The organism is Komagataeibacter medellinensis NBRC 3288 (genome assembly GCF_000182745.2).
In the GTDB taxonomy this organism is placed as follows: Bacteria; Pseudomonadota; Alphaproteobacteria; order Acetobacterales; family Acetobacteraceae; genus Komagataeibacter; species Komagataeibacter medellinensis.
The window spans coordinates 1,222,197-1,241,890 of the sequence record NC_016027.1 but is presented as its reverse complement, the minus strand read 5'-3'; the positions used below and the strand labels follow the sequence as shown (position 1 = coordinate 1,241,890).

The 19,694-nt window shown below is 60.9% G+C and carries 11 protein-coding genes; all 11 read left to right on the top strand.

Going from position 1 to position 19,694, the window contains the following annotated elements; translation table 11 throughout:
- Nucleotides 1-23 precede the first annotated feature (23 nt).
- Nucleotides 24-761 (top strand): response regulator transcription factor, encoded by a 738-nt coding sequence (locus GLX_RS05650; protein ID WP_014105042.1) that lies wholly within the window; start codon nucleotides 24-26, stop codon nucleotides 759-761.
- Complete coding sequence (locus GLX_RS05645; protein WP_014105041.1) at nucleotides 751-2,148, top strand: sensor histidine kinase; 1,398 nt, start codon at nucleotides 751-753, stop codon at nucleotides 2,146-2,148. Before GLX_RS05650 ends, GLX_RS05645 begins: the two co-directional genes overlap by 11 nt.
- Nucleotides 2,149-2,310: 162 nt before the next feature.
- On the top strand, nucleotides 2,311-5,502 hold the full coding sequence (locus tag GLX_RS05640) for an efflux RND transporter permease subunit (RefSeq protein WP_014105040.1): 3,192 nt from the start codon (nucleotides 2,311-2,313) through the stop codon (nucleotides 5,500-5,502).
- Nucleotides 5,499-6,788 carry an efflux RND transporter periplasmic adaptor subunit gene (locus tag GLX_RS05635; RefSeq protein WP_014105039.1) on the top strand — a complete coding sequence of 430 codons (1,290 nt, stop codon included), beginning with the start codon at nucleotides 5,499-5,501 and terminating at the stop codon, nucleotides 6,786-6,788. Before GLX_RS05640 ends, GLX_RS05635 begins: the two co-directional genes overlap by 4 nt.
- Complete coding sequence (locus GLX_RS05630) at nucleotides 6,785-8,407, top strand: efflux transporter outer membrane subunit (RefSeq protein WP_014105038.1); 1,623 nt, start codon at nucleotides 6,785-6,787, stop codon at nucleotides 8,405-8,407. The genes GLX_RS05635 and GLX_RS05630 overlap by 4 nt, the downstream gene beginning before the upstream one ends.
- 112 nt (nucleotides 8,408-8,519) lie before the next feature.
- Complete coding sequence (gene rplK / locus GLX_RS05625; RefSeq protein WP_014105037.1) at nucleotides 8,520-8,954, top strand: 50S ribosomal protein L11; 435 nt, start codon at nucleotides 8,520-8,522, stop codon at nucleotides 8,952-8,954.
- A 5-nt stretch (nucleotides 8,955-8,959) separates the two neighbouring features.
- Nucleotides 8,960-9,655 (top strand): 50S ribosomal protein L1, encoded by a 696-nt coding sequence (gene rplA / locus GLX_RS05620; RefSeq protein ID WP_014105036.1) that lies wholly within the window; start codon nucleotides 8,960-8,962, stop codon nucleotides 9,653-9,655.
- 284 nt (nucleotides 9,656-9,939) lie between these two features.
- Nucleotides 9,940-10,458 (top strand): 50S ribosomal protein L10, encoded by a 519-nt coding sequence (gene rplJ / locus GLX_RS05615; RefSeq protein WP_014105035.1) that lies wholly within the window; start codon nucleotides 9,940-9,942, stop codon nucleotides 10,456-10,458.
- A gap of 101 nt (nucleotides 10,459-10,559) precedes the next feature.
- Complete coding sequence (rplL, locus tag GLX_RS05610) at nucleotides 10,560-10,934, top strand: 50S ribosomal protein L7/L12 (protein ID WP_014105034.1); 375 nt, start codon at nucleotides 10,560-10,562, stop codon at nucleotides 10,932-10,934.
- 256 nt (nucleotides 10,935-11,190) lie between these two features.
- On the top strand, nucleotides 11,191-15,363 hold the full coding sequence (rpoB, locus tag GLX_RS05605; RefSeq protein WP_014105033.1) for a DNA-directed RNA polymerase subunit beta: 4,173 nt from the start codon (nucleotides 11,191-11,193) through the stop codon (nucleotides 15,361-15,363).
- A gap of 102 nt (nucleotides 15,364-15,465) precedes the next feature.
- On the top strand, nucleotides 15,466-19,662 hold the full coding sequence (rpoC, locus tag GLX_RS05600) for a DNA-directed RNA polymerase subunit beta' (protein WP_014105032.1): 4,197 nt from the start codon (nucleotides 15,466-15,468) through the stop codon (nucleotides 19,660-19,662).
- The last annotated feature ends 32 nt before the right edge of the window (nucleotides 19,663-19,694 follow it).

Sequence of the window (19,694 nt, the reverse complement as noted above, 5' to 3'; positions counted from 1 at the left end):
CGCGCGGCATAAGCGGAAGGATCATGACCGTTCCACCCGAAACCAACCGTCCCGAACCGCCCCCTCCGGCCCATGCGCGAGAAACCATGCCGCGCATCCTTCTTGTGGAGGATGACAGCAAGATCGCGCAGGAAGTGATCGAGGAACTGGAAAGCCGCAACTATCATGTTCAGCATGAGGTCTCGGGTGCGGCCGGGCTGGACATGGGCCTGAACGCGCATTTCGATGTGATGGTCGTGGACCGCATGTTGCCCGAACTGGACGGGCTGAGCCTGATCGAAACCCTGCGTGAGCGCAGGGTGCATGTGCCGGTGCTGGTGCTGTCCGCGCTTTCGGCGGTGGACGACCGGGTGAGCGGGCTGAAGGCGGGTGGCGATGACTACCTGACCAAGCCCTTCGCCATGGAGGAACTGGCCGCACGTCTGGAAGCCCTTCTGCGCCGCCCCGACAATTCGCGCCACACCATGCTGCGCGCCGGCCCGCTGGAGATGGACCTGATCGAGCGCACCGTCATGCGCGAGGGCGTTCTGATCGAACTCCTGCCGCGAGAGTTCAGGCTGCTGGAATACCTCATGCGCCGCCCAAACCAGGTGCTGACGCGCAACATGCTGCTTGAAGATGTGTGGAACTACCGCTTCATTCCCCAGACCAATCTGGTGGACGTGCATATCGGCAAGCTGCGTCGCAAGATTGATGAGAACGGCAAGCCTGCCCTGATCCAGAGCATCCGGGGTGCGGGGTTCATGCTGCGTGTTTCGTAACGAGCTGTTCCGTACCGCCACCTTCCGCCTGACACTGGCGGTGGTGGCGGCCATGATCGGTTCGGCGGCGCTGCAGTTCTTCTTCGGCTACAGCCAGGCCAGCGTATTTGAGGCCAGGCGCTCCGACATTCTGCTGCTGCGTGAGGCGAGCATCCTCCAGCGCGAACCCTCCGCAGTACTGGAGCAGCAGGTGCGTGACCGCGCGACCGATGACCTGCGCGTGATCATGAATGTCACGACCCTGTTCGATGCCGAGCAGCATTATATCGTGGGCGACCAGCATACCTGGCCCACGGGGCTTGTGGCTGATGGCCGCGTGCATGTGATCGGCCCGGAGGCCACGGGCGGCGGGTCTTCGACCGTGCTGCGCATGGTGGCGCTGCGCGTGCCGGGTGATCGCTACCTGGTGCTGGGGCGTAGCCGGCATATGCGCACCGAACTGCGGCTGATGATGCGGCATTCCATGCTGGTCTCGATCGTGCCGACCGTGCTGTTCGCGCTGATTACCGGCATTATCCTCAGCCACCGCGCGCTGTCGCGCGTCAAGGAAATGCATGAGGCGATCGACCGCATCATGGAAGGCGACCTGCACGAGCGCCTGCCCGCGGGGCGGCAGAATGATGATCTCCAGCGCCTTGCCGCCAGTGTCAACCGCATGCTCGACCGCCTTGAGCAACTGCTCGATGAGATACGCGACGTGGGCAATGACATCGCCCATGACCTGCGCACCCCGCTTACCCGCGTGCGTGCACGCCTTGACCGCGCGCTCAGCGCCGGGCACTCGGCCGAAGCGCTGCGTAACGTGATTGGCCGCACCATTGATGACCTGGACCAGTCCTTCGCCATCATTACCGCACTTCTGCGCATAGGCGAGATCGAGAACGGCCGCAGGCGCGCGGGGTTTGGTACGGTGGCGCTTGGCGCGCTGATGGCCGATATCGTGGACCTGTATGAACCCATTGCCGAGACCAAGGGGATCACGCTTTCATGCGATGAGGGAGAGGGGGCGATACAGGTGCAGGGCGATCGTGACCTGCTGATCGAGGTACTTGCCAACCTGGTGGACAATGCCATCAAGTTTACCCCCGAAGGCGGCCGCGTGGCCATTCGCGCCTCCATGCGCGAACAGTGCGCGATCATGCAGATCAGCGACACGGGAATCGGCATTCCGGCAGGGGAACGAAAGGCCGTGACCGGGCGTTTCTACCGCTCGGACAAAAGCCGCCATATTCCCGGTAGCGGACTGGGGCTGAGCCTTGTTTCCGCCATTCTCGCACTCCATCACGCCCGGCTTGATATTACGCCAACCCGCCTGCATGACAGCCTGCCCGGAGCCACGATGCGCATCATCTTCCCACCGCAGGGCATGGGGATGCCCATAAACTAAATAGAAATTTCATTTGCCACTCGTCCCACCCTGATTAACACCTGAAGGACAGACGGGGAGACGAGATATGCAAGAAGACAACCTGTTCCGGCCCGGAGCGGCGCGTGGCGTGGAACACGGTGCGGGCGGCCGGCCAGCCGGGCGGGGGGACGTGGCCCGCGCATGAATGGTATTGTTGTTACCGCGCTCAAGCGGCCCTACACTTTCGTTGTCCTGTCCATCCTGATTGTCGTGTTTGGTGTCCGTGGCCTGCTGCGTACGCCAACCGACGTCTTTCCCAGCATCAACATTCCCGTGGTGGCGATCTGCTGGACCTATACCGGTCTGATGCCCGAGGACATGTCCGGTCGCGTGGTCTATTATTACGAACGCGCCCTGACCGCCACGGTCAATAATATCGAACATATCGAGAGCCAGTCCTATTACGGGCGCGGCATCGTCAAGGTGTTCTTCCAGCCCGGCACCGATACCGCCGTGGCGCAGACGCAGATCACCGCCGTCTCCCAGACAGTCATCAAGCAGATGCCAGCAGGCATGACCCCGCCGCTGGTGCTGACGTACAATGCTTCCTCTGTGCCTGTGCTGACATTGCAGGTCTCCTCCGATTCCATGACGGCGTCGCAGATCTACGACATGTCCTCCAACCTGATCCGGCCGGGTCTGGTCTCGGTTGCGGGGGCCGCCATACCCAACCCTTATGGCGGACAACCGGGCAACATTATGGTCGATCTGGACCAGAGCAAACTGCTCGCCCATGGGCTGTCGGCCACCGATATCGGTAATGCGCTGGGCAAGCAGAACATCGTGCTGCCTGCGGGTGACCAGCAGATCGGCGCGTTCGACTGGATGGTCCAGACCAATGCCTCGCCCGAGGAGATAGACACTTTCAACAACATGCCCATCAAGCAGGAGGGCAATTCCGTCGTCTACCTGCGTGATGTGGCATGGGTGCATGCCGGTGGCCCGCCCCAGACCAACATGGTGCTGGTCAAGGGCCATCAGGCCGTGCTGATCGTGATCATGAAAAGCGGCGATGCCTCCACGCTTGCGGTGGTGAGCGGGATCAAGCAGTTGCTGCCCTCCATTGTCCGCACGCTGCCGCCGGGGGTGGACATTACCGTGCTGGGTGATGCCTCCACCTTCGTGAAGGAAGCGGTGCGCGACGTGGTGCAGGAAATGGGCACCGCCGCCCTGCTGACCAGCCTGGTGGTGCTGCTATTCCTTGGTTCGTGGCGCTCGACCGTCATCATTGCCACCTCCATTCCGCTGGCCATGCTGTGTTCGGTTATCGGGCTGGGGGCGGCGGGCCAGACCATCAACATCATGACATTGGGTGGGCTGGCGCTTGCCGTGGGTATCCTGGTGGATGACGCCACCGTCATGATCGAGAACATCGACGCCCATCTGGAAATGGAAAAGGATCTGGAGACGGCCATCATCGACGCCGCCAACCAGATCGTCATTCCTACCTTCGTCTCCACGTTGTGCATCTGCATCGTGTGGATGCCGCTGTTCCAGTTGACCGGGGTTGCGGGCTGGCTGTTCATGCCGATGGCCGAGGCCATCATCTTCGCCATGATTGCGTCGTTCATCCTGTCGCGCACGCTGGTGCCCACCATGGCCAAATACATGCTGGCAGCCCAGGTGGCAGCCCATGCAAAGGCCAAGGCGGAGGGCGGCCACCATGCACCGGGCAATATCTTCAGCCGCTTCCAGCAGGGTTTCGAGCGCAAGTTCCAGTCCTTCCGTACCCGCTACCAGGGGGTGCTGGGTCATCTGATCAGCATTCGCGGTCGCTTCGTGCCGATCTTCGGAGTGGCGGCGTTTGCCTCGCTGGGACTGCTGTTCTTTGCCGGGCAGGATTTCTTCCCCGAAATCAATTCCAATGCGCTGGCCATCCACATGCGCGCCCCCATGGGCACCAAGATTTCGGAAGCGGGCAAGATCGCCATGCTGGTCAATGCCGAGATCGAGCGTCTTCTGCCAAACCAGGTGGAAGGGATTGTCAACAACTGCGGCCTGCCGTTCAGCCCGCTTAACCAGGCCTTCATTCCCACCCCCACCGTGGGTGCGCAGGACTGTGACCTGACCGTGACCCTGAAGGACGATGAAGCACCGGTTGCCAAATTTCGCACCATCCTGCGCAAGGGGCTGGCGGAGAAATTCCCCGGCACCGACATCACCTTCATGCCTGCGGATCTGACTGCCAAAATCCTGAACTTCGGCCTGCCCGCACCACTGGACGTGCAGGTATCGGGGCGCAACCTGTATGCCAATTTCGATTTTGCCGAAAAACTGGCCGAACGCCTGCGTCATGTGACCGGCCTTGCCGATGTCACGGTGCAGGAACCCCTCAACACCCCCACGCTGCGCGTCAATGCCCGACGTACTTACGCGCTGGGCACCGGTCTGACTGAATCGGACGTGGCCAATAACGCTCTGGCCGTACTGTCGGGCAGCGGGCAGGTGGCGCCGACCTACTGGCTGGACCCCAAGACCGGGGTGTCGCACCTGGTTGATATCCAGACCCCGCTGCAGTTCCTGCAGACGATGAACGACCTGGAGACCATTCCCATCGACAAGGGGGATGGCAACCCGCAGGACAAGCCCCCCCAGATCCTGGGTGGCCTGAGCCAGATTGTGCAGACGGGTACCCCGGGCGAGGTCTCCCACTACAACATCATGCCGGTCTTCAACATTTATGCCTCGAACGAGGGGCTGGATCTGGGTGCGGTCTCGCGTGAGGTCTCGCGTGTGGTGGAAGAGTCCCGCAAGGAACTGCCCGCAGGTTCCAGCCTGTCGGTCAAGGGGCAGGCTACGACCATGAATGGTGCCTATGTACAGCTGATTGGCGGACTGGCTATGTCGATCCTGCTGGTGTACCTGATCATCGTGGTCAACTTCCAGTCGTGGATGGACCCGTTCATCATCATTACCGCACTGCCCGGCGCACTTGCTGGTATTGCATGGAGCCTGTTCCTGACGCATACGGCGCTGTCGGTCCCGGCGCTGACGGGGGCGATCATGTGCATGGGCACGGCCACGGCCAACTCCATCCTTGTCGTCTCGTTTGCGCGCGAACGGATGGACCTGCATGGTGATGCGCTGCGCGCCGCGATCGAGGCAGGCTACGAACGTATCCGCCCCGTGCTTATGACGGCTTCAGCCATGATCATCGGCATGCTGCCCATGTCACTAAGCAATTCACAAAATGCCCCGCTGGGTCGCGCCGTGATGGGGGGGCTGCTGGTGGCCACCTGCGCCACGCTGCTGTTCGTGCCCTGCGTCTTTGCCCTGATCCATTCCAGAAAGTCCAAGAAGGCCGCCACGACCGGCGAAGGAGAGCACGCATGACCGCCACAGGGGAAAACCAGACGCCACGCATGTCCGGGCGTGGGCGGCTGTACATCACCCTGGGGGGGATTGTGCTGGCCGTGATCGTGGCAGGTGGCATCATTGAGCGTCGCGTCCATGTCGCGCATCTGCGCGCCGTAGCCCAGGATGCGGCCATACCGCGCGTGCAGGTCATCCTGCCGCAGCAGGGCCCCAAGACCCGCACGCTTGACCTGCCGGGCAATATCTCGGCCTGGTACCAGGCTCCCATCTATGCGCAGGTCTCGGGTTATGTGCAGATGTGGTACAAGGATATCGGTGCCCAAGTGAAGGCGGGCGAGATCCTGGCTACCATCGACACGCCGGGACTGGATGCCCAGTATGCGGCCTCCAAGGCCAATTTTGACGTGGCGATGGCCCGTTACCGGCTGGCTGTCATCACGGCCAAACGCTGGCGGGCGCTGCAGGGCACGCAGGCGGTTTCCCAGCAGGAAGTGGACGTGCAGGTCGCCAATGCCGAAGCCCAGCAGGCCGAGGTCGAGGCCGCCCGGCACGAGGCGTCCCGCTATGCGGCGCTGATCGGCTTCAAGCAACTGGTTGCCCCGTTTGATGGCGTTGTTACCTCGCGCCTGGCCGATGTGGGTGATTATGTAAACGCGGGCGGTGGCGATGTGTCATCGCGTGGGACGGCGACGGAACTGTTCTCGGTGGCGGATGTGCACCGCATGCGTGTGTTCGTGTCCGTGCCACAGGATTATGCCGACATCATCAGCCCCAAGCTGGAAGGCGACGTGTCTGTGCCCCAGTATCCTGGCCGGGTGTTCAAGGCCAAGTTCCTGGCTACCGCCAAGGCGTTCAACGCCGGTACGCGTACGGTTACCACAGAACTGGTGGTCGATAACGACAAGCGTGAACTGTGGCCCGATTCCTATGCCAATGTACACTTTGTTGCACCCGGGGACCCCGATATCCTGATAGTGCCTGAAGGTGCCCTGGTCTTTCGCGCACAGGGCATGCAGGTTGCGGTTGTGGATGCGGATGACCGTATCCGGCTGCGCAACGTGACGGTAGGGACCAATCTGGGGACGAATGTGCAGATTCTGGCGGGTATCGGGCCGAAGGACCGGATCGTGAACAATCCTTCAGCGGGATTGTTGGAAGGCCAGAAGGTCTATCTGGTTGGGGCGACACAGGGTTATAATGACGCGGGCGCCACAGCATCACGTGGTGCGGTTGACAAGGGTGATGACGTGCGCGCCATGCCCGTAGGCGACAGCAATGCGGGTGATGCGGGAGTGCGTCAATGACTGCACTGCCATGCCGGGGCATAAGCCCGGCCCTGTCGCGCCGGATGCTCTCGCTTGCTGGTTGCGCCGCCCTTGCCAGCACATTGGGCGGGTGCGTGGATCTGGCGCCAAAATACCGCCATGCCCACTATCTCCTACCTGATAACTGGAAGGGCGACGGTCTGGTTCAGTATGGTACCCCGCAAGATGGCGCCGCGCGCGGGGACTGGTGGAAGGTGTTCAGGGACCCGACTCTTGATGAACTGGAAGAACGTGCCAGCCATCTGAACCCAAACCTGCAGGCGGACGCGGAAGCCTTTACCCAGGCCCGTGACATCGTGGCCGAAGCACAGGCCAACCTTTACCCACAGATTACCGGCGGGGCGGGGGCATCGCAGAACCAGGCATCCAGTCACAGGCTGTGGCGTGGTGCCGGGTCGCAGGGGCCGATCTACATGTCATCGGAGCAGTATAGCGCCACAGCACGCTGGGAACCCGATTTCTGGTCCGCCATCCGTAACCGCAAGCGCATGCAGCAGCGTCTTGCACAGGCGGCGGCGGCCGATTTTGCGGTGGCCAGGCTGAGCATCCAGTCAGAACTGGCCAATGACTACATGCAGTTGCGCGGCATGGATGCGCAGCACGCGGTCTATCGCGATTCCATCCGTTATTACCAGACCGCCGTGCAGATCACGCATATGCGGCAGGCGGGTGCCATTGCCGCAGGCATCGACGTCACGCGCGCGCAGACACAGCTTTCCTCCACACAGGCGGCGGATACCGACCTGCAGGCCCACCGGTCGGTGATGGAGCATGCCATCGCCATTCTGGTCAACGTGTCACCGTCGCTCTTCCATATCGCGCCGCGTGCACAGATTACTTTCCCCAAGGTGCCGATGCCCGTGGGCCTTCCAGCAACCCTGCTGGAGCGCAGGCCGGACATTGCTAGCGCCGAGCGGCACATGGCGGCGGCCAACCGGGCCATTGGCGTTTCCCGCGCGGCGTTCTACCCGCATGTAACCTTCAGTGCGACTGCCGGTTTCATGGATAACGGCTTCACGCTCGATAAATTTGCCAATGGCATGTACAACTATGCAGCCCAGGCGGTTCTGCCCCTGTTCCAGGGCGGGCTGCGCCGGGCGGAGGTCCAGCGCAACTGGTCCCAATACCGCCAGGCGGAGGACCAGTACCGCGCCACCGTGCTTGACGCCTTCAAGGACGTGGAGGACGGGCTGAGCATGACCCATGATCTGGACGTGGAAGCCGGCCAGCAGGCCGAAGCGGTGCAGGCGTCCATGCGCACGCAGAACATGACCATGCAGCTCTATACCGGTGGCCTGACCAATTATCTTGATGTGGTCGTGGCGCAGGTTGCGGCCCTGCAGGCCCGTATTGCCGAAGTGCAGGTTGAAACCCGCTACATGCAGGCGCAGGTGGAACTTATCCGTTCGCTGGGTGGTGGCTGGACTACGGCGGAACTGCCCAACAACAAGGCGCTCCAGCCCTTTGGTATCGCGCAGTACACCCACATGCGCATGCCGAAGTCAGTCAATGGCGTGAATGTGGATAATGGCCCGGAGTCTTTTGACCTGTCCGGCAAGGGATTTCATGACAGGGACTTGACAGCCCCCTCCAAATAGCGGTAGGTGCGCGCCTCTTATCGGAACGCGGGAGGTCGCCCTCCAGCCCCAGCCGGGGCAGGGGGCGGCCATCAGAACCGCGGTCCGGGTGAAACAGTCAGGAGCCCCGGATATGGCCAAAAAAATCGTTGGCTACATCAAGCTGCAAATCCCCGCCGGCAAGGCGAATCCGTCCCCGCCGGTTGGTCCGGCACTGGGTCAGCGCGGCCTGAACATCATGCAGTTCTGCAAGGAGTTCAACGCAAAGACGCAGGGTCTCGAACCCGGTATGCCGATTCCCGTCGTCATCACCGCGTATGCTGACCGTACGTTCAGCTTCATTACCAAGACCCCGCCGAATACCTACTTCCTGATGAAGGCCGCCAAGGTCTCCAAGGGTAGCTCGACCGTGGGCAAGGCCGCGTCTGTTGGTAAGGTCACGATCACGCAGCTGCGCGAGATTGCCGAGACGAAGCAGAAAGACATGAACGCCAACGACATCGAAGGTGCCGTGCGCATGCTGGCGGGTTCCGCCCGCTCCATGGGCCTTGATGTGGTGGAGGGCTGATTACGATGGCAAAGAACAAGCGTCTGACCGCAGCCCGCGCCGCAGTCGATACCGCAAAGCAGTATGGCCTTGATGAGGCGATCTCCCTGGTCAAGAACAACGCCAAGGCGAAGTTCGACGAGACCGTCGAGATTTCCATGAACCTGGGCATCGACCCGCGCCATGCAGACCAGATGGTCCGTGGCCTGCTGTCACTTCCCAATGGTACGGGTAAGACCCTGCGCGTTGGTGTATTCGCCCGCGGCCCCAAGGCCGAGGAAGCGAAGGCAGCCGGTGCCGACGTGGTCGGTGCGGAAGACCTGGCCGAGAAGGTGCAGGCGGGCGAGATCGAGTTCGATCGCTGCATCGCGACGCCGGACATGATGGCTCTGGTTGGCCGTCTGGGCAAGATCCTCGGCCCGCGTGGCCTGATGCCCAACCCCAAGCTGGGCACCGTGACCATGGACGTCAAGGGCGCGGTCTCCGCAGCCAAGTCCGGTCAGGTCGAGTATCGCGCCGAGAAGGCCGGTATCGTTCATGCCGGTGTCGGCAAGGCCTCGTTCGAGGAAGGCAAGCTGGCCGAGAACATCCGCGCATTCGTGGATGCGGTCCAGAAGGCTCGCCCGACGGGCGCCAAGGGCACGTATGTCAAGAAGATCGCCCTGTCCTCCACCATGGGGCCGGGTGTTACGGTTGACGTGTCTGCCTTCACGGCAGCCTGACGTTAACTGAAGAATGACCTCTCCCCGTTAGGGGAAGGGGGACAGGGGATGGCGGCATGCCGCCATCTTCCGAACCTGTCCAAGACCGGATGTGGCGAAAGCCTTGATTGCCCCTTTGGGTAGCAACCGGAAGACGGGGATTGCCGGATCGGGGCGAAAGCCCACACTGGTTGTTCCGTTTGAAAAGGACAGGCGAACCGGGGCATGACCGGCCTGCCGGAATGTCCCTAGGGTAAACCCTACCTGCCGGCGGTTGTGCTGGCAGGTGATGATGGAGACGGGATTTGGACCGTACGGAGAAGCGGGAGTTTGTTGCCTCCCTCGCAGCCGTGTTCGCGAAGACGTCCATGGTCATTGTCACCCGTAATGACGGGCTGACCGTGGCTGATGTGACTGACCTTCGTCGGCGCGTGCGTGCGGCTGGAGCGACACACAAGGTCGCGAAGAACCGGCTGGCCTCTCTCGCCCTGGCAGGGACCCAGTTCGAAGGCATCAAGCCGCTGCTGAAGGGGCCGACCGCGTTATCGTGGGCGGATGAACCCGTGGCAGTGGCGAAGGTGCTGGTCGAGTTCGCCAAAACCAATGAAAAGCTTGTTCTGCTCGGTGGATCGCTTGGTGCTCAGACGCTTGACGTCAACAGCATCAAGGCTCTGGCCGAGCTGCCGTCCCTGGACGTTCTGCGTGCACAGCTGGTGGGGCTCATCTCCACGCCGGCAACGCGTATCGCAGGCGTTCTCCAGGCGCCGGCCGGACAGCTTGCGCGGGTTTTTGGTGCCTATGCCAAGACGGGCGAAGCCGCCTGAGACCCATGCCCGGCCCGCCGGGCTATCAACAAAACGGCATTTTCCTGAAAAAACGGGATTGTGCTGTGCCAACCAGTGTATAAATTAGGAAGACCAAAATCATGGCCGATCTGAACAAGATTGTTGAAGACCTTTCCGCCCTGACCGTTCTGGAAGCTGCCGAGCTGTCCAAGCTGCTGGAAGAGAAGTGGGGCGTTTCCGCTGCTGCTCCGGTTGCTGTTGCTGCTGCTGCTCCGGGCGCTGCTGCTGCTCCGGCTGAAGAGAAGACCGAGTTCGACGTTGTCCTGACCAAGGCAGGCGACAAGAAGATCAACGTGATCAAGGAAATCCGTGCGATCACCGGTCTGGGTCTGAAGGAAGCCAAGGATCTGGTCGAGGGTGCGCCCAAGACCATCAAGGAAGGCGCCAGCAAGGATGAAGCCGAGAAGATCAAGAAGACCCTTGAAGACAACGGTGCATCTGTCGAAATCAAATAAGTTGGCCTTTTGGGATGTGCCTGTGATGGTACACTCTGGCTGAGTTATGCAAGTAAGGGTGGAAACCATCTGGTTTCCGCCCCCTTGGCCGTTACAGGCGCCCTGGCCGCAAGGCTTCGGGCGCCTTTGGTGGTAGATAGGGTTGGTCCGGACGGCAGTCGGGGTTGGCCCGCCAAGGATTTTCAAGGGCCGCGCAGTCCGTGTGACATTCGTGTCACAACCGTGCGGGCCTGTGTGGATGGGGGCTGGATAGGCGATGAACGCGATTACGAAATCGTTCACGGGACGCAAACGCATCCGCAAGAGCTTCGGGCATATACCCGAGGTCGCTCCGATGCCCAATCTGATCGACGTGCAGCGGGCAAGCTACGAGACGTTCCTTCAGATGAATGTGGCGCCCGACAGCCGGACGCCGACGGGCCTGCAGGAAGTTTTCCGTTCGGTCTTTCCGATCAATGACTTTGCCGGTCGCGGGCGTCTGGAATTCGTCAGCTATGAGCTGGAAGAGCCGAAATACGATGTCGAGGAATGCATCCAGCGCGGCCTGACCTTTGCTGCGCCGCTGAAGGTGATTCTGCGCCTGATCGTATGGGATGTGGATGAGGATACCGGGTCACGCTCGATCCGTGATATCAAGGAGCAGCCGGTCTATATGGGCGATATGCCGCTCATGACCGATAACGGCACCTTCATCATCAATGGGACCGAGCGTGTCATCGTCAGCCAGATGCACCGTAGCCCCGGCGTGTTCTTCGATCACGACAAGGGCAAAACTCATTCCTCGGGCAAGTTCCTGTTTGCGGCGCGTGTTATCCCTTATCGTGGCTCGTGGCTTGATTTCGAGTTCGATAGCAAGGATCTGATCTACGTTCGCATCGACCGCAAGCGCAAGCTACCAGTCACCACGCTGCTGTACGCGCTCGAAGGCGCTGCCTCCGAAGCCGCGCGTGCGGCGAAGGCCGCTGAGGGCGGGGATGTGGAATCCATGGAGATCCGGGGTATGGACCCCGATGAGATCCTTGGCTACTTCTATGGCAAGGTCGAGTTCACCAAGACCGAGAAGGGCTGGGCCCGTCGTTTCGATGCGGAAGCCTTCCGTGGCCAGAAGCTGCTTGAGCCGTTGATCGACGCCCAGACGGGTGAGGAAGTTGCCCCCGTCGATGCGAAGCTCACCGCCCGCATGGTGCGCAAGATTGCCGAGACCACCAAAGAAGTGCTCGTCGGCCCCGCGGGCCTGATCGGTCGCTTCATTGCTCAGGATATGGTCAACGAGCATACCGGCGAGATTTATGCCGAAGCCGGCGAGGAACTGACCGAGCAGAAGCTGGAGGAACTTGAGGGCGAAGGCCTGACCACGCTGACGACTCTTGCCATCGATGCGGCGAATGGTCCGTGGATCCGTAACACGCTGGCCGTTGACAAGAACGCCGCGCGTGAGGAAGCGCTGACCGATATCTATCGCGTCATGCGCCCCGGCGAGCCGCCGACGCCCGAGACGGCGGAAGCCATGTTCTCCGGCCTGTTTTTCGATCCTGACCGCTATGACCTGTCCGCCGTTGGCCGTGTGAAGATGAACATGCGCCTTGGCGTGGATGTGCCCGATACGGTGCGCGTGCTGCGTAAGGAAGACATCCTGCGCACAGTCAAGATCATGTGCGAACTGAAGGATGGTCGCGGCGCGATTGACGATATCGACAACCTCGGCAACCGTCGTGTGCGTTCGGTTGGCGAACTGATGGAGAACCAGTACCGCGTCGGCCTGCTGCGCATGGAGCGCGCAATCCGTGAGCGTATGGGCTCCGTTGATATCGATACAGTCATGCCGCATGACCTGATCAATGCCAAGCCGGCTGCCGCTGCGGTGCGTGAATTCTTCGGCTCATCCCAGCTCAGCCAGTTCATGGACCAGACCAACCCACTGTCCGAAGTCACGCACAAGCGTCGTCTTTCAGCGCTTGGCCCGGGTGGCCTGACGCGTGAGCGCGCGGGCTTTGAAGTCCGTGACGTACATCCGACCCATTATGGCCGTATCTGCCCGATCGAGACGCCGGAAGGCCCGAACATCGGTCTGATCAACTCGCTGGCTACCTATGCCAAGGTCAACAAATACGGCTTCATCGAGACCCCGTACCGCATGGTACAGGACGGCGTGCTGCAGGATGGCTGGAAATACCTTTCCGCCATGGAAGAGGAAAAGCTGGTCGTCGCCCAGGCTGATGCGGGGCAGGATGCTCAGGGTCACCTGACGGACGAACTGGTCTCGGTCCGCCGTGGTGGTGACTTCCGCCAGGTGCCTCCGACCGATGTGACGGCCTGTGACGTCTCGCCCAAGCAGCTTGTCTCGGTCGCTGCTGCGCTGATTCCGTTCCTTGAGAACGATGACGCCAACCGTGCACTGATGGGCTCTAACATGCAGCGTCAGGCCGTGCCGCTGGTGCGCTCTGACGCGCCGCTGGTCGGCACCGGCATGGAAGCGGCCGTGGCTCATGACTCTGGTGCGGCCATCGTGGCTCGCCGTGATGGTGTGGTGGATCAGATCGACGGTGCGCGTATTGTTGTGCGCGCAACGGATGCGGGGGGTGCGACGCAAGGCGTTGATATCTATCGCCTGCGTAAGTACATGCGTTCCAACCAGTCCACCTGCATCAACCAGCGCCCGCTTGTGCGCGTGGGGGATGCGGTGCGCGCGGGTGAGATCATTGCTGATGGTCCGTCCACCGAACTGGGTGAACTGGCTCTGGGTCGTAACGTGCTGGTCGCGTTCATGCCCTGGAACGGCTACAACTTCGAAGATTCGATCCTGATTTCCGAGCGGATCGCGCGTGATGACGTCTTTACCTCGATCCATATCGAGGAATTTGAAGTCATGGCCCGTGATACCAAACTGGGTCAGGAAGAAATCACCCGCGACATTCCGAATGTTGGTGAGGAAGCGCTGCGCAACCTCGATGAAGCCGGCATCGTGTATGTTGGCGCCGAGGTGAACCCCGGTGACATCCTGATCGGCAAGGTCACACCGAAGGGCGAAAGCCCGATGACGCCGGAAGAAAAGCTTCTGCGCGCCATCTTCGGCGAGAAAGCGTCTGACGTTCGTGACACCTCGCTTAAGCTGCCGCCCGGCACGACGGGTACCATCGTGGACGTGCGCGTCTTCTCCCGCCGTGGGGTGGACAAGGACGAGCGCGCGATGGCGATCGAGCGCGCCGAGATCGAACGCCTTGCCAAGGACCGTGATGACGAACGCGCCATTCAGGAGCGTTCCTTCTACAATCGTCTGCGCGAACACCTGATCGGCCAGACGGCGGGCACGGGCTTCAAGGGTATCCGTTCTGGTACCGAAATCACGGACGAGGTTCTGTCCGAGCATCCGCGTGGCGCATGGCGTAACATCACCGTGGCTTCCGATGAAGTCATGGCGGAACTGGAAACGCTGCGTCGTGAATTCGATGCCGCTGTCTCCAAGATCCAGGCCCGCTTCGACAACAAGGTCGAAAAGCTGCAGCGCGGTGATGAACTGCCGCCGGGTGTGATGAAGATGGTAAAGGTCTTTGTCGCGGTAAAGCGCAAGCTGCAGCCGGGTGACAAGATGGCCGGTCGCCATGGCAACAAAGGTGTTGTCTCCCGCGTGGTGCCCGTGGAAGATATGCCGTTCCTTGAAGATGGCACATCGGTTGACATCGTACTGAATCCGCTGGGCGTGCCGTCGCGCATGAACGTGGGGCAGATCCTGGAGACGCATCTGGGCTGGGCCTGCGCCAATATCGGCCGCCAGGTTGCCCAGTTGGCCGATGAATACCAGCGCCATGGCGAAAAGCGGCAGGAACTGCTGGATGAACTGAAGTCGGTCTATGGCGATAAGGTTTATGATGAGCAGATCGGTGACATGACCGATGCCCAACTGCTGGAGCTGTGCGGTAACCTGCGCAAGGGTGTGCCGATCGCGACGCCGGTGTTCGATGGTGCCTCCATCCCCGATATCGAGGCGATGCTGACCAGGGCGGGTGTGGACAAGTCCGGCCAGTCGCAGCTGATTGACGGACGCACGGGCGAGCCGTTCGAGCGCAAGACTACCGTTGGTTACATCTACATGCTCAAGCTGCATCATCTTGTTGATGACAAGATCCATGCTCGTTCCATCGGCCCGTATTCGCTCGTGACCCAGCAGCCGCTGGGTGGCAAGGCGCAGTTCGGTGGGCAGCGCTTTGGTGAGATGGAAGTGTGGGCGCTGGAAGCGTACGGCGCCGCCTACACACTGCAGGAAATGCTGACGGTCAAATCGGATGACGTGTCCGGTCGTACCAAGGTGTATGAGGCTATCGTGCGCGAGCAGGATGACTTCGAGGCCGGTATCCCGGAAAGCTTCAACGTGCTGATCAAGGAACTGAAGTCCCTTGGCCTGAATGTTGACCTGGAACAGAGCGGTTCCTGATCCGGGCCTTATGGTGCACGGCGGTCCACATATTTTTCTTTCAGGAGTGGAGGCAGGTGCGGCGCCTGCTTCCGCTTCATTCCCTCAGGGGGTTTGCGGCGCATGAATGAACTCATGAAGATCCTTGGCCAGGGCGGCCAGGCCATGACCTTCGACCAGATCAAGATCCAGCTGGCTTCGGCCGAGCAGATCCGGTCGTGGTCGTATGGCGAGATCAAGAAGCCCGAGACCATCAACTACCGGACTTTCAAGCCGGAGCGTGATGGTCTGTTCTGCGCACGGATATTCGGTCCGATCAAGGATTACGAATGCCTGTGCGGCAAGTACAAGCGGATGAAATTCCGTGGCATCATCTGCGAAAAATGCGGTGTGGAAGTCACGCTGGCGAAGGTCCGCCGCGAGCGTATGGGCCATATCGAGCTTGCCAGCCCCGTTGCCCATATCTGGTTCCTCAAATCTCTGCCCAGCCGTATCGGCCTGATGGTCGACATGACGCTGAAGGATCTGGAAAAGATCCTGTATTTCGAGAGCTACGTGGTTCTGGAACCCGGCACGTCGCCGCTCAAGCAGTACAGCCTGCTGACGGAAGACCAGTACCTGGATGTCATGGACGAGCATGGTGACGAAGGGATCGAGGTCGGGATCGGTGCGGAAGCGATCAAGAAGATCCTTGAGCGCATCGACTGCCGTCAGGAAAAGGAAGAACTGCGTCAGGAGCTTAAGGACACCACGTCCGAAGCCAAGCGCAAGAAGCTGGTCAAGCGCCTGAAGCTGGTCGAAGCCTTTGCCGATAGTGAATCGCGCCCGGAATGGATGATCCTGGAACTGGTACCGGTCATCCCGCCCGAGTTGCGCCCGCTGGTGCCGCTTGACGGTGGCCGCTTCGCCACGTCCGACCTGAATGACCTGTACCGTCGTGTCATCAACCGTAACAACCGCCTTAAGCGGCTGATCGAGCTGCGTGCGCCGGACATCATCGTCCGTAACGAAAAGCGCATGCTCCAGGAATCGGTCGATGCGCTGTTCGATAACGGTCGTCGCGGTCGTGCCATCACGGGGGCTAACAAGCGTCCGCTGAAGTCGCTGTCCGACATGCTTAAGGGCAAGCAGGGCCGCTTCCGTCAGAACCTGCTGGGCAAGCGCGTTGACTATTCGGGTCGTTCAGTCATCGTGGTTGGCCCGGAGCTGAAGCTGCACCAGTGCGGCCTGCCCAAGAAGATGGCGCTGGAACTGTTCAAGCCTTTCATTTACTCCAAGCTGGAAAAATACGGTCACGCCACCACCATCAAAGCTGCCAAGCGTATGGTGGAAAAGGAACGTCCCGAGGTGTGGGATATCCTTGAAGAGGTGATCCGCGAGCATCCTGTCATGCTCAACCGTGCGCCGACGCTGCACCGTCTGGGCATCCAGGCGTTCGAGCCGGTCCTGATCGAAGGCAAGGCGATTCAGCTGCACCCGCTGGTCTGCACCGCGTTCAACGCGGACTTTGATGGTGACCAGATGGCTGTGCACGTTCCGCTGAGCCTCGAGGCACAGCTGGAAGCACGCGTGCTGATGATGTCCACCAACAACATCCTCAGCCCCGCCAACGGCAAGCCCATCATCGTGCCGTCACAGGACATCGTGCTGGGGCTGTACTACCTCAGCCTCGAGACGCCTGAATTCCGTGCGACCCCGGACCAGAACAGCTACGACGACAAAGGTCATCCCACGGTAACGGGCGCACCTTCCTTCTCCAGCGTTGGAGAAGTGGAATATGCGCTCAGCACCGGTGCGGTGAAGCTGCATGACAAGATCCGCGCACGGGTTGATATGCTTGATGCTGATGGCAAGCCCGTGCGTGAAACGGTTGTCACGACGCCCGGTCGCATGCTGGTTGCCCAGATTCTGCCCCGCCATGCGGCACTGCCGTTTGCGCTGATCAACCGCCAGTTGACCAAGAAGATCGTGTCGGACGTGATTGATGCGGTCTACCGTCACTGCGGTCAGAAAGAGTGCGTGATTTTCTGTGACCGCCTGATGGGCCTTGGTTTCCGCCATGCGGCGAAGTCGGGCATTTCCTTCGGCAAGGACGACATGATCGTCCCGACCGAGAAGAAGGAACTGGTTGATCGCACAGCAGCGGAAGTGAAGGAGTTCGAACAGCAGTATCAGGACGGTCTGATCACGGCTGGCGAGCGTTACAACAAGGTGGTCGATGCCTGGTCGCGCTGCACGGACGAAGTGCAGGCCGCGATGATGAAGGAGATTTCCAAGCAGGAAATCGGCAAGCCGACCAACTCGGTGTGGATGATGAGCCATTCCGGTGCTCGTGGGTCGCCAGCACAGATGAAGCAGCTGGCCGGCATGCGTGGCCTGATGGCCAAGCCGTCGGGTGAGATCATTGAACAGCCGATCATCGCCAACTTTAAGGAAGGCCTGTCGGTTCTCGATTACTTTACCTCCAGCCATGGTGCGCGTAAGGGCCTGGCCGATACTGCACTCAAGACGGCGAACTCCGGTTACCTGACCCGCCGTCTGGTCGACGTGGCGCAGGACAGCATCATCGTCGAGGAAGATTGCGGCACCGAGCGCGGCCTGACGGTGCGTGCGGTGATGGATGGCGGTGAGGTCATCGCGTCCCTGTCCGAGCGTATGCTGGGCCGCACGCTGGCCGCAGATGTGCTGGATCCGGCAACAGGCAAGGTGCTGTTCCCGCGCAATACGCTGATTGAAGAAGCCCAGGCCGAGCAGATCGAGAAGGCTGGCGTAGAAAGCCTGCTGATCCGCTCCGTGCTGACCTGTGACAGCCGTGTTGGCGTGTGTGGCCATTGCTATGGCCGTGACCTTGCACGCGGCACACCGGTCAATATCGGTGAGGCCGTGGGCGTTATCGCCGCGCAGTCCATTGGTGAGCCCGGCACGCAGCTGACCATGCGTACCTTCCATATCGGTGGTGCGGCGCAGCGTGGCGCCGAGCAGTCGATGGTTGAAGCATCGCGTGATGGTCAGGTGACGATCCGTAACAAGAACGTGGTCCATAACAGTCAGAACGTGCCCATCGTCATGTCGCGTAACTGCGAGATCCTGCTGACGGATGACCGTGGTACCGAACGGGCCCGTTACCGTGTGCCTTATGGTGCACGTCTGCTGGTCGAGGATGGCGCTGCAGTGACCCGTGGCCAGAAAATGGCCGAGTGGGACCCGTACACCCTGCCGATCATCACCGAGCAGCCCGGTAAGGTGGAATACCTCGACCTGATCGACTCCATCACCCTGGTGGAGCGGATGGATGAGGTGACCGGTCTGACATCGAAGGTGGTGGTTGACTACAAGCAGGCTTCCAAGGGGATCGATCTGCGGCCACGCCTGCAGCTTAAAGATGCCAATGGCGATGTGGTGAAGCTGGCGAACGGTAACGACGCCCGCTACTTCCTTTCACCTGACTCGCTGCTGTCGGTCGAGAACGGCGCACAGGTAAATGCGGGTGACGTGCTGGCGCGTATCCCGCGTGAAGGTTCCAAGACGCGTGACATTACCGGTGGTCTGCCGCGCGTGGCGGAACTGTTCGAGGCCCGTAAGCCCAAGGATCACGCCATTATCTCGGAAACCGAGGGGCGCGTAGAGTTCGGCAAGGATTACAAGTCCAAGCGCCGTGTCATCGTGAAGAACGACGAAACGGGCGAGGAGACGGATTACCTGATCCCCAAGGGCAAGCATGTGTCCGTGCAGGAAGGCGACTTCGTGCAGGTGGGCGATCCGCTGGTCGATGGCCCCCGTGTACCGCATGACATCCTGAAGGTTCTGGGTGTCGAGGCACTGTCGGACTATCTGGTCAACGAAATCCAGGACGTCTACCGACTGCAGGGCGTGAAGATCAATGACAAGCATATCGAAGTCATTGTGCGTCAGATGCTGCAGAAGGTGGAAATCCTTGAACCGGGCGATACGACCTACCTGATTGGTGAGACGGTGGACCGTATCGAGTATGAGGAAGAGAACACCAAGCGCCTGAACATGGGCGAGCGTCCGGCTGCTGCCATGCCTGTACTGCAGGGCATCACCAAGGCCTCGCTGCAGACGCAGTCCTTCATCTCCGCGGCATCCTTCCAGGAGACCACACGTGTCCTGACCGAGGCTGCCACGGCAGGGAAGAAGGATACGCTCAACGGCCTGAAGGAGAACGTGATTGTCGGCCGTCTGATCCCGGCAGGGACGGGTAGCGTGATGAACAAGCTCCGGGCTGTTGCAGCGGGTGAGGACAAGCAGCGCCTTGCCCAGGCGCGCTCTACGGTGGCCACGACCAAGGCTGCCGAATAAATACGAGAGAAATGCCAGATGCCGAATGGTCG

Coding starts and splice junctions, on each gene's coding strand:
- rplL (WP_014105034.1), top strand. CDS start 10,560: ATGGCCGATCTGAACAAGATTGTTGAAGACCTTTCCGCCCTGACCGTT.
- GLX_RS05635 (WP_014105039.1), top strand. CDS start 5,499: ATGACCGCCACAGGGGAAAACCAGACGCCACGCATGTCCGGGCGTGGG.
- GLX_RS05630 (WP_014105038.1), top strand. CDS start 6,785: ATGACTGCACTGCCATGCCGGGGCATAAGCCCGGCCCTGTCGCGCCGG.
- rplA (WP_014105036.1), top strand. CDS start 8,960: ATGGCAAAGAACAAGCGTCTGACCGCAGCCCGCGCCGCAGTCGATACC.
- rpoC (WP_014105032.1), top strand. CDS start 15,466: ATGAATGAACTCATGAAGATCCTTGGCCAGGGCGGCCAGGCCATGACC.
- GLX_RS05640 (WP_014105040.1), top strand. CDS start 2,311: ATGAATGGTATTGTTGTTACCGCGCTCAAGCGGCCCTACACTTTCGTT.
- GLX_RS05650 (WP_014105042.1), top strand. CDS start 24: ATGACCGTTCCACCCGAAACCAACCGTCCCGAACCGCCCCCTCCGGCC.
- rpoB (WP_014105033.1), top strand. CDS start 11,191: ATGAACGCGATTACGAAATCGTTCACGGGACGCAAACGCATCCGCAAG.
- rplK (WP_014105037.1), top strand. CDS start 8,520: ATGGCCAAAAAAATCGTTGGCTACATCAAGCTGCAAATCCCCGCCGGC.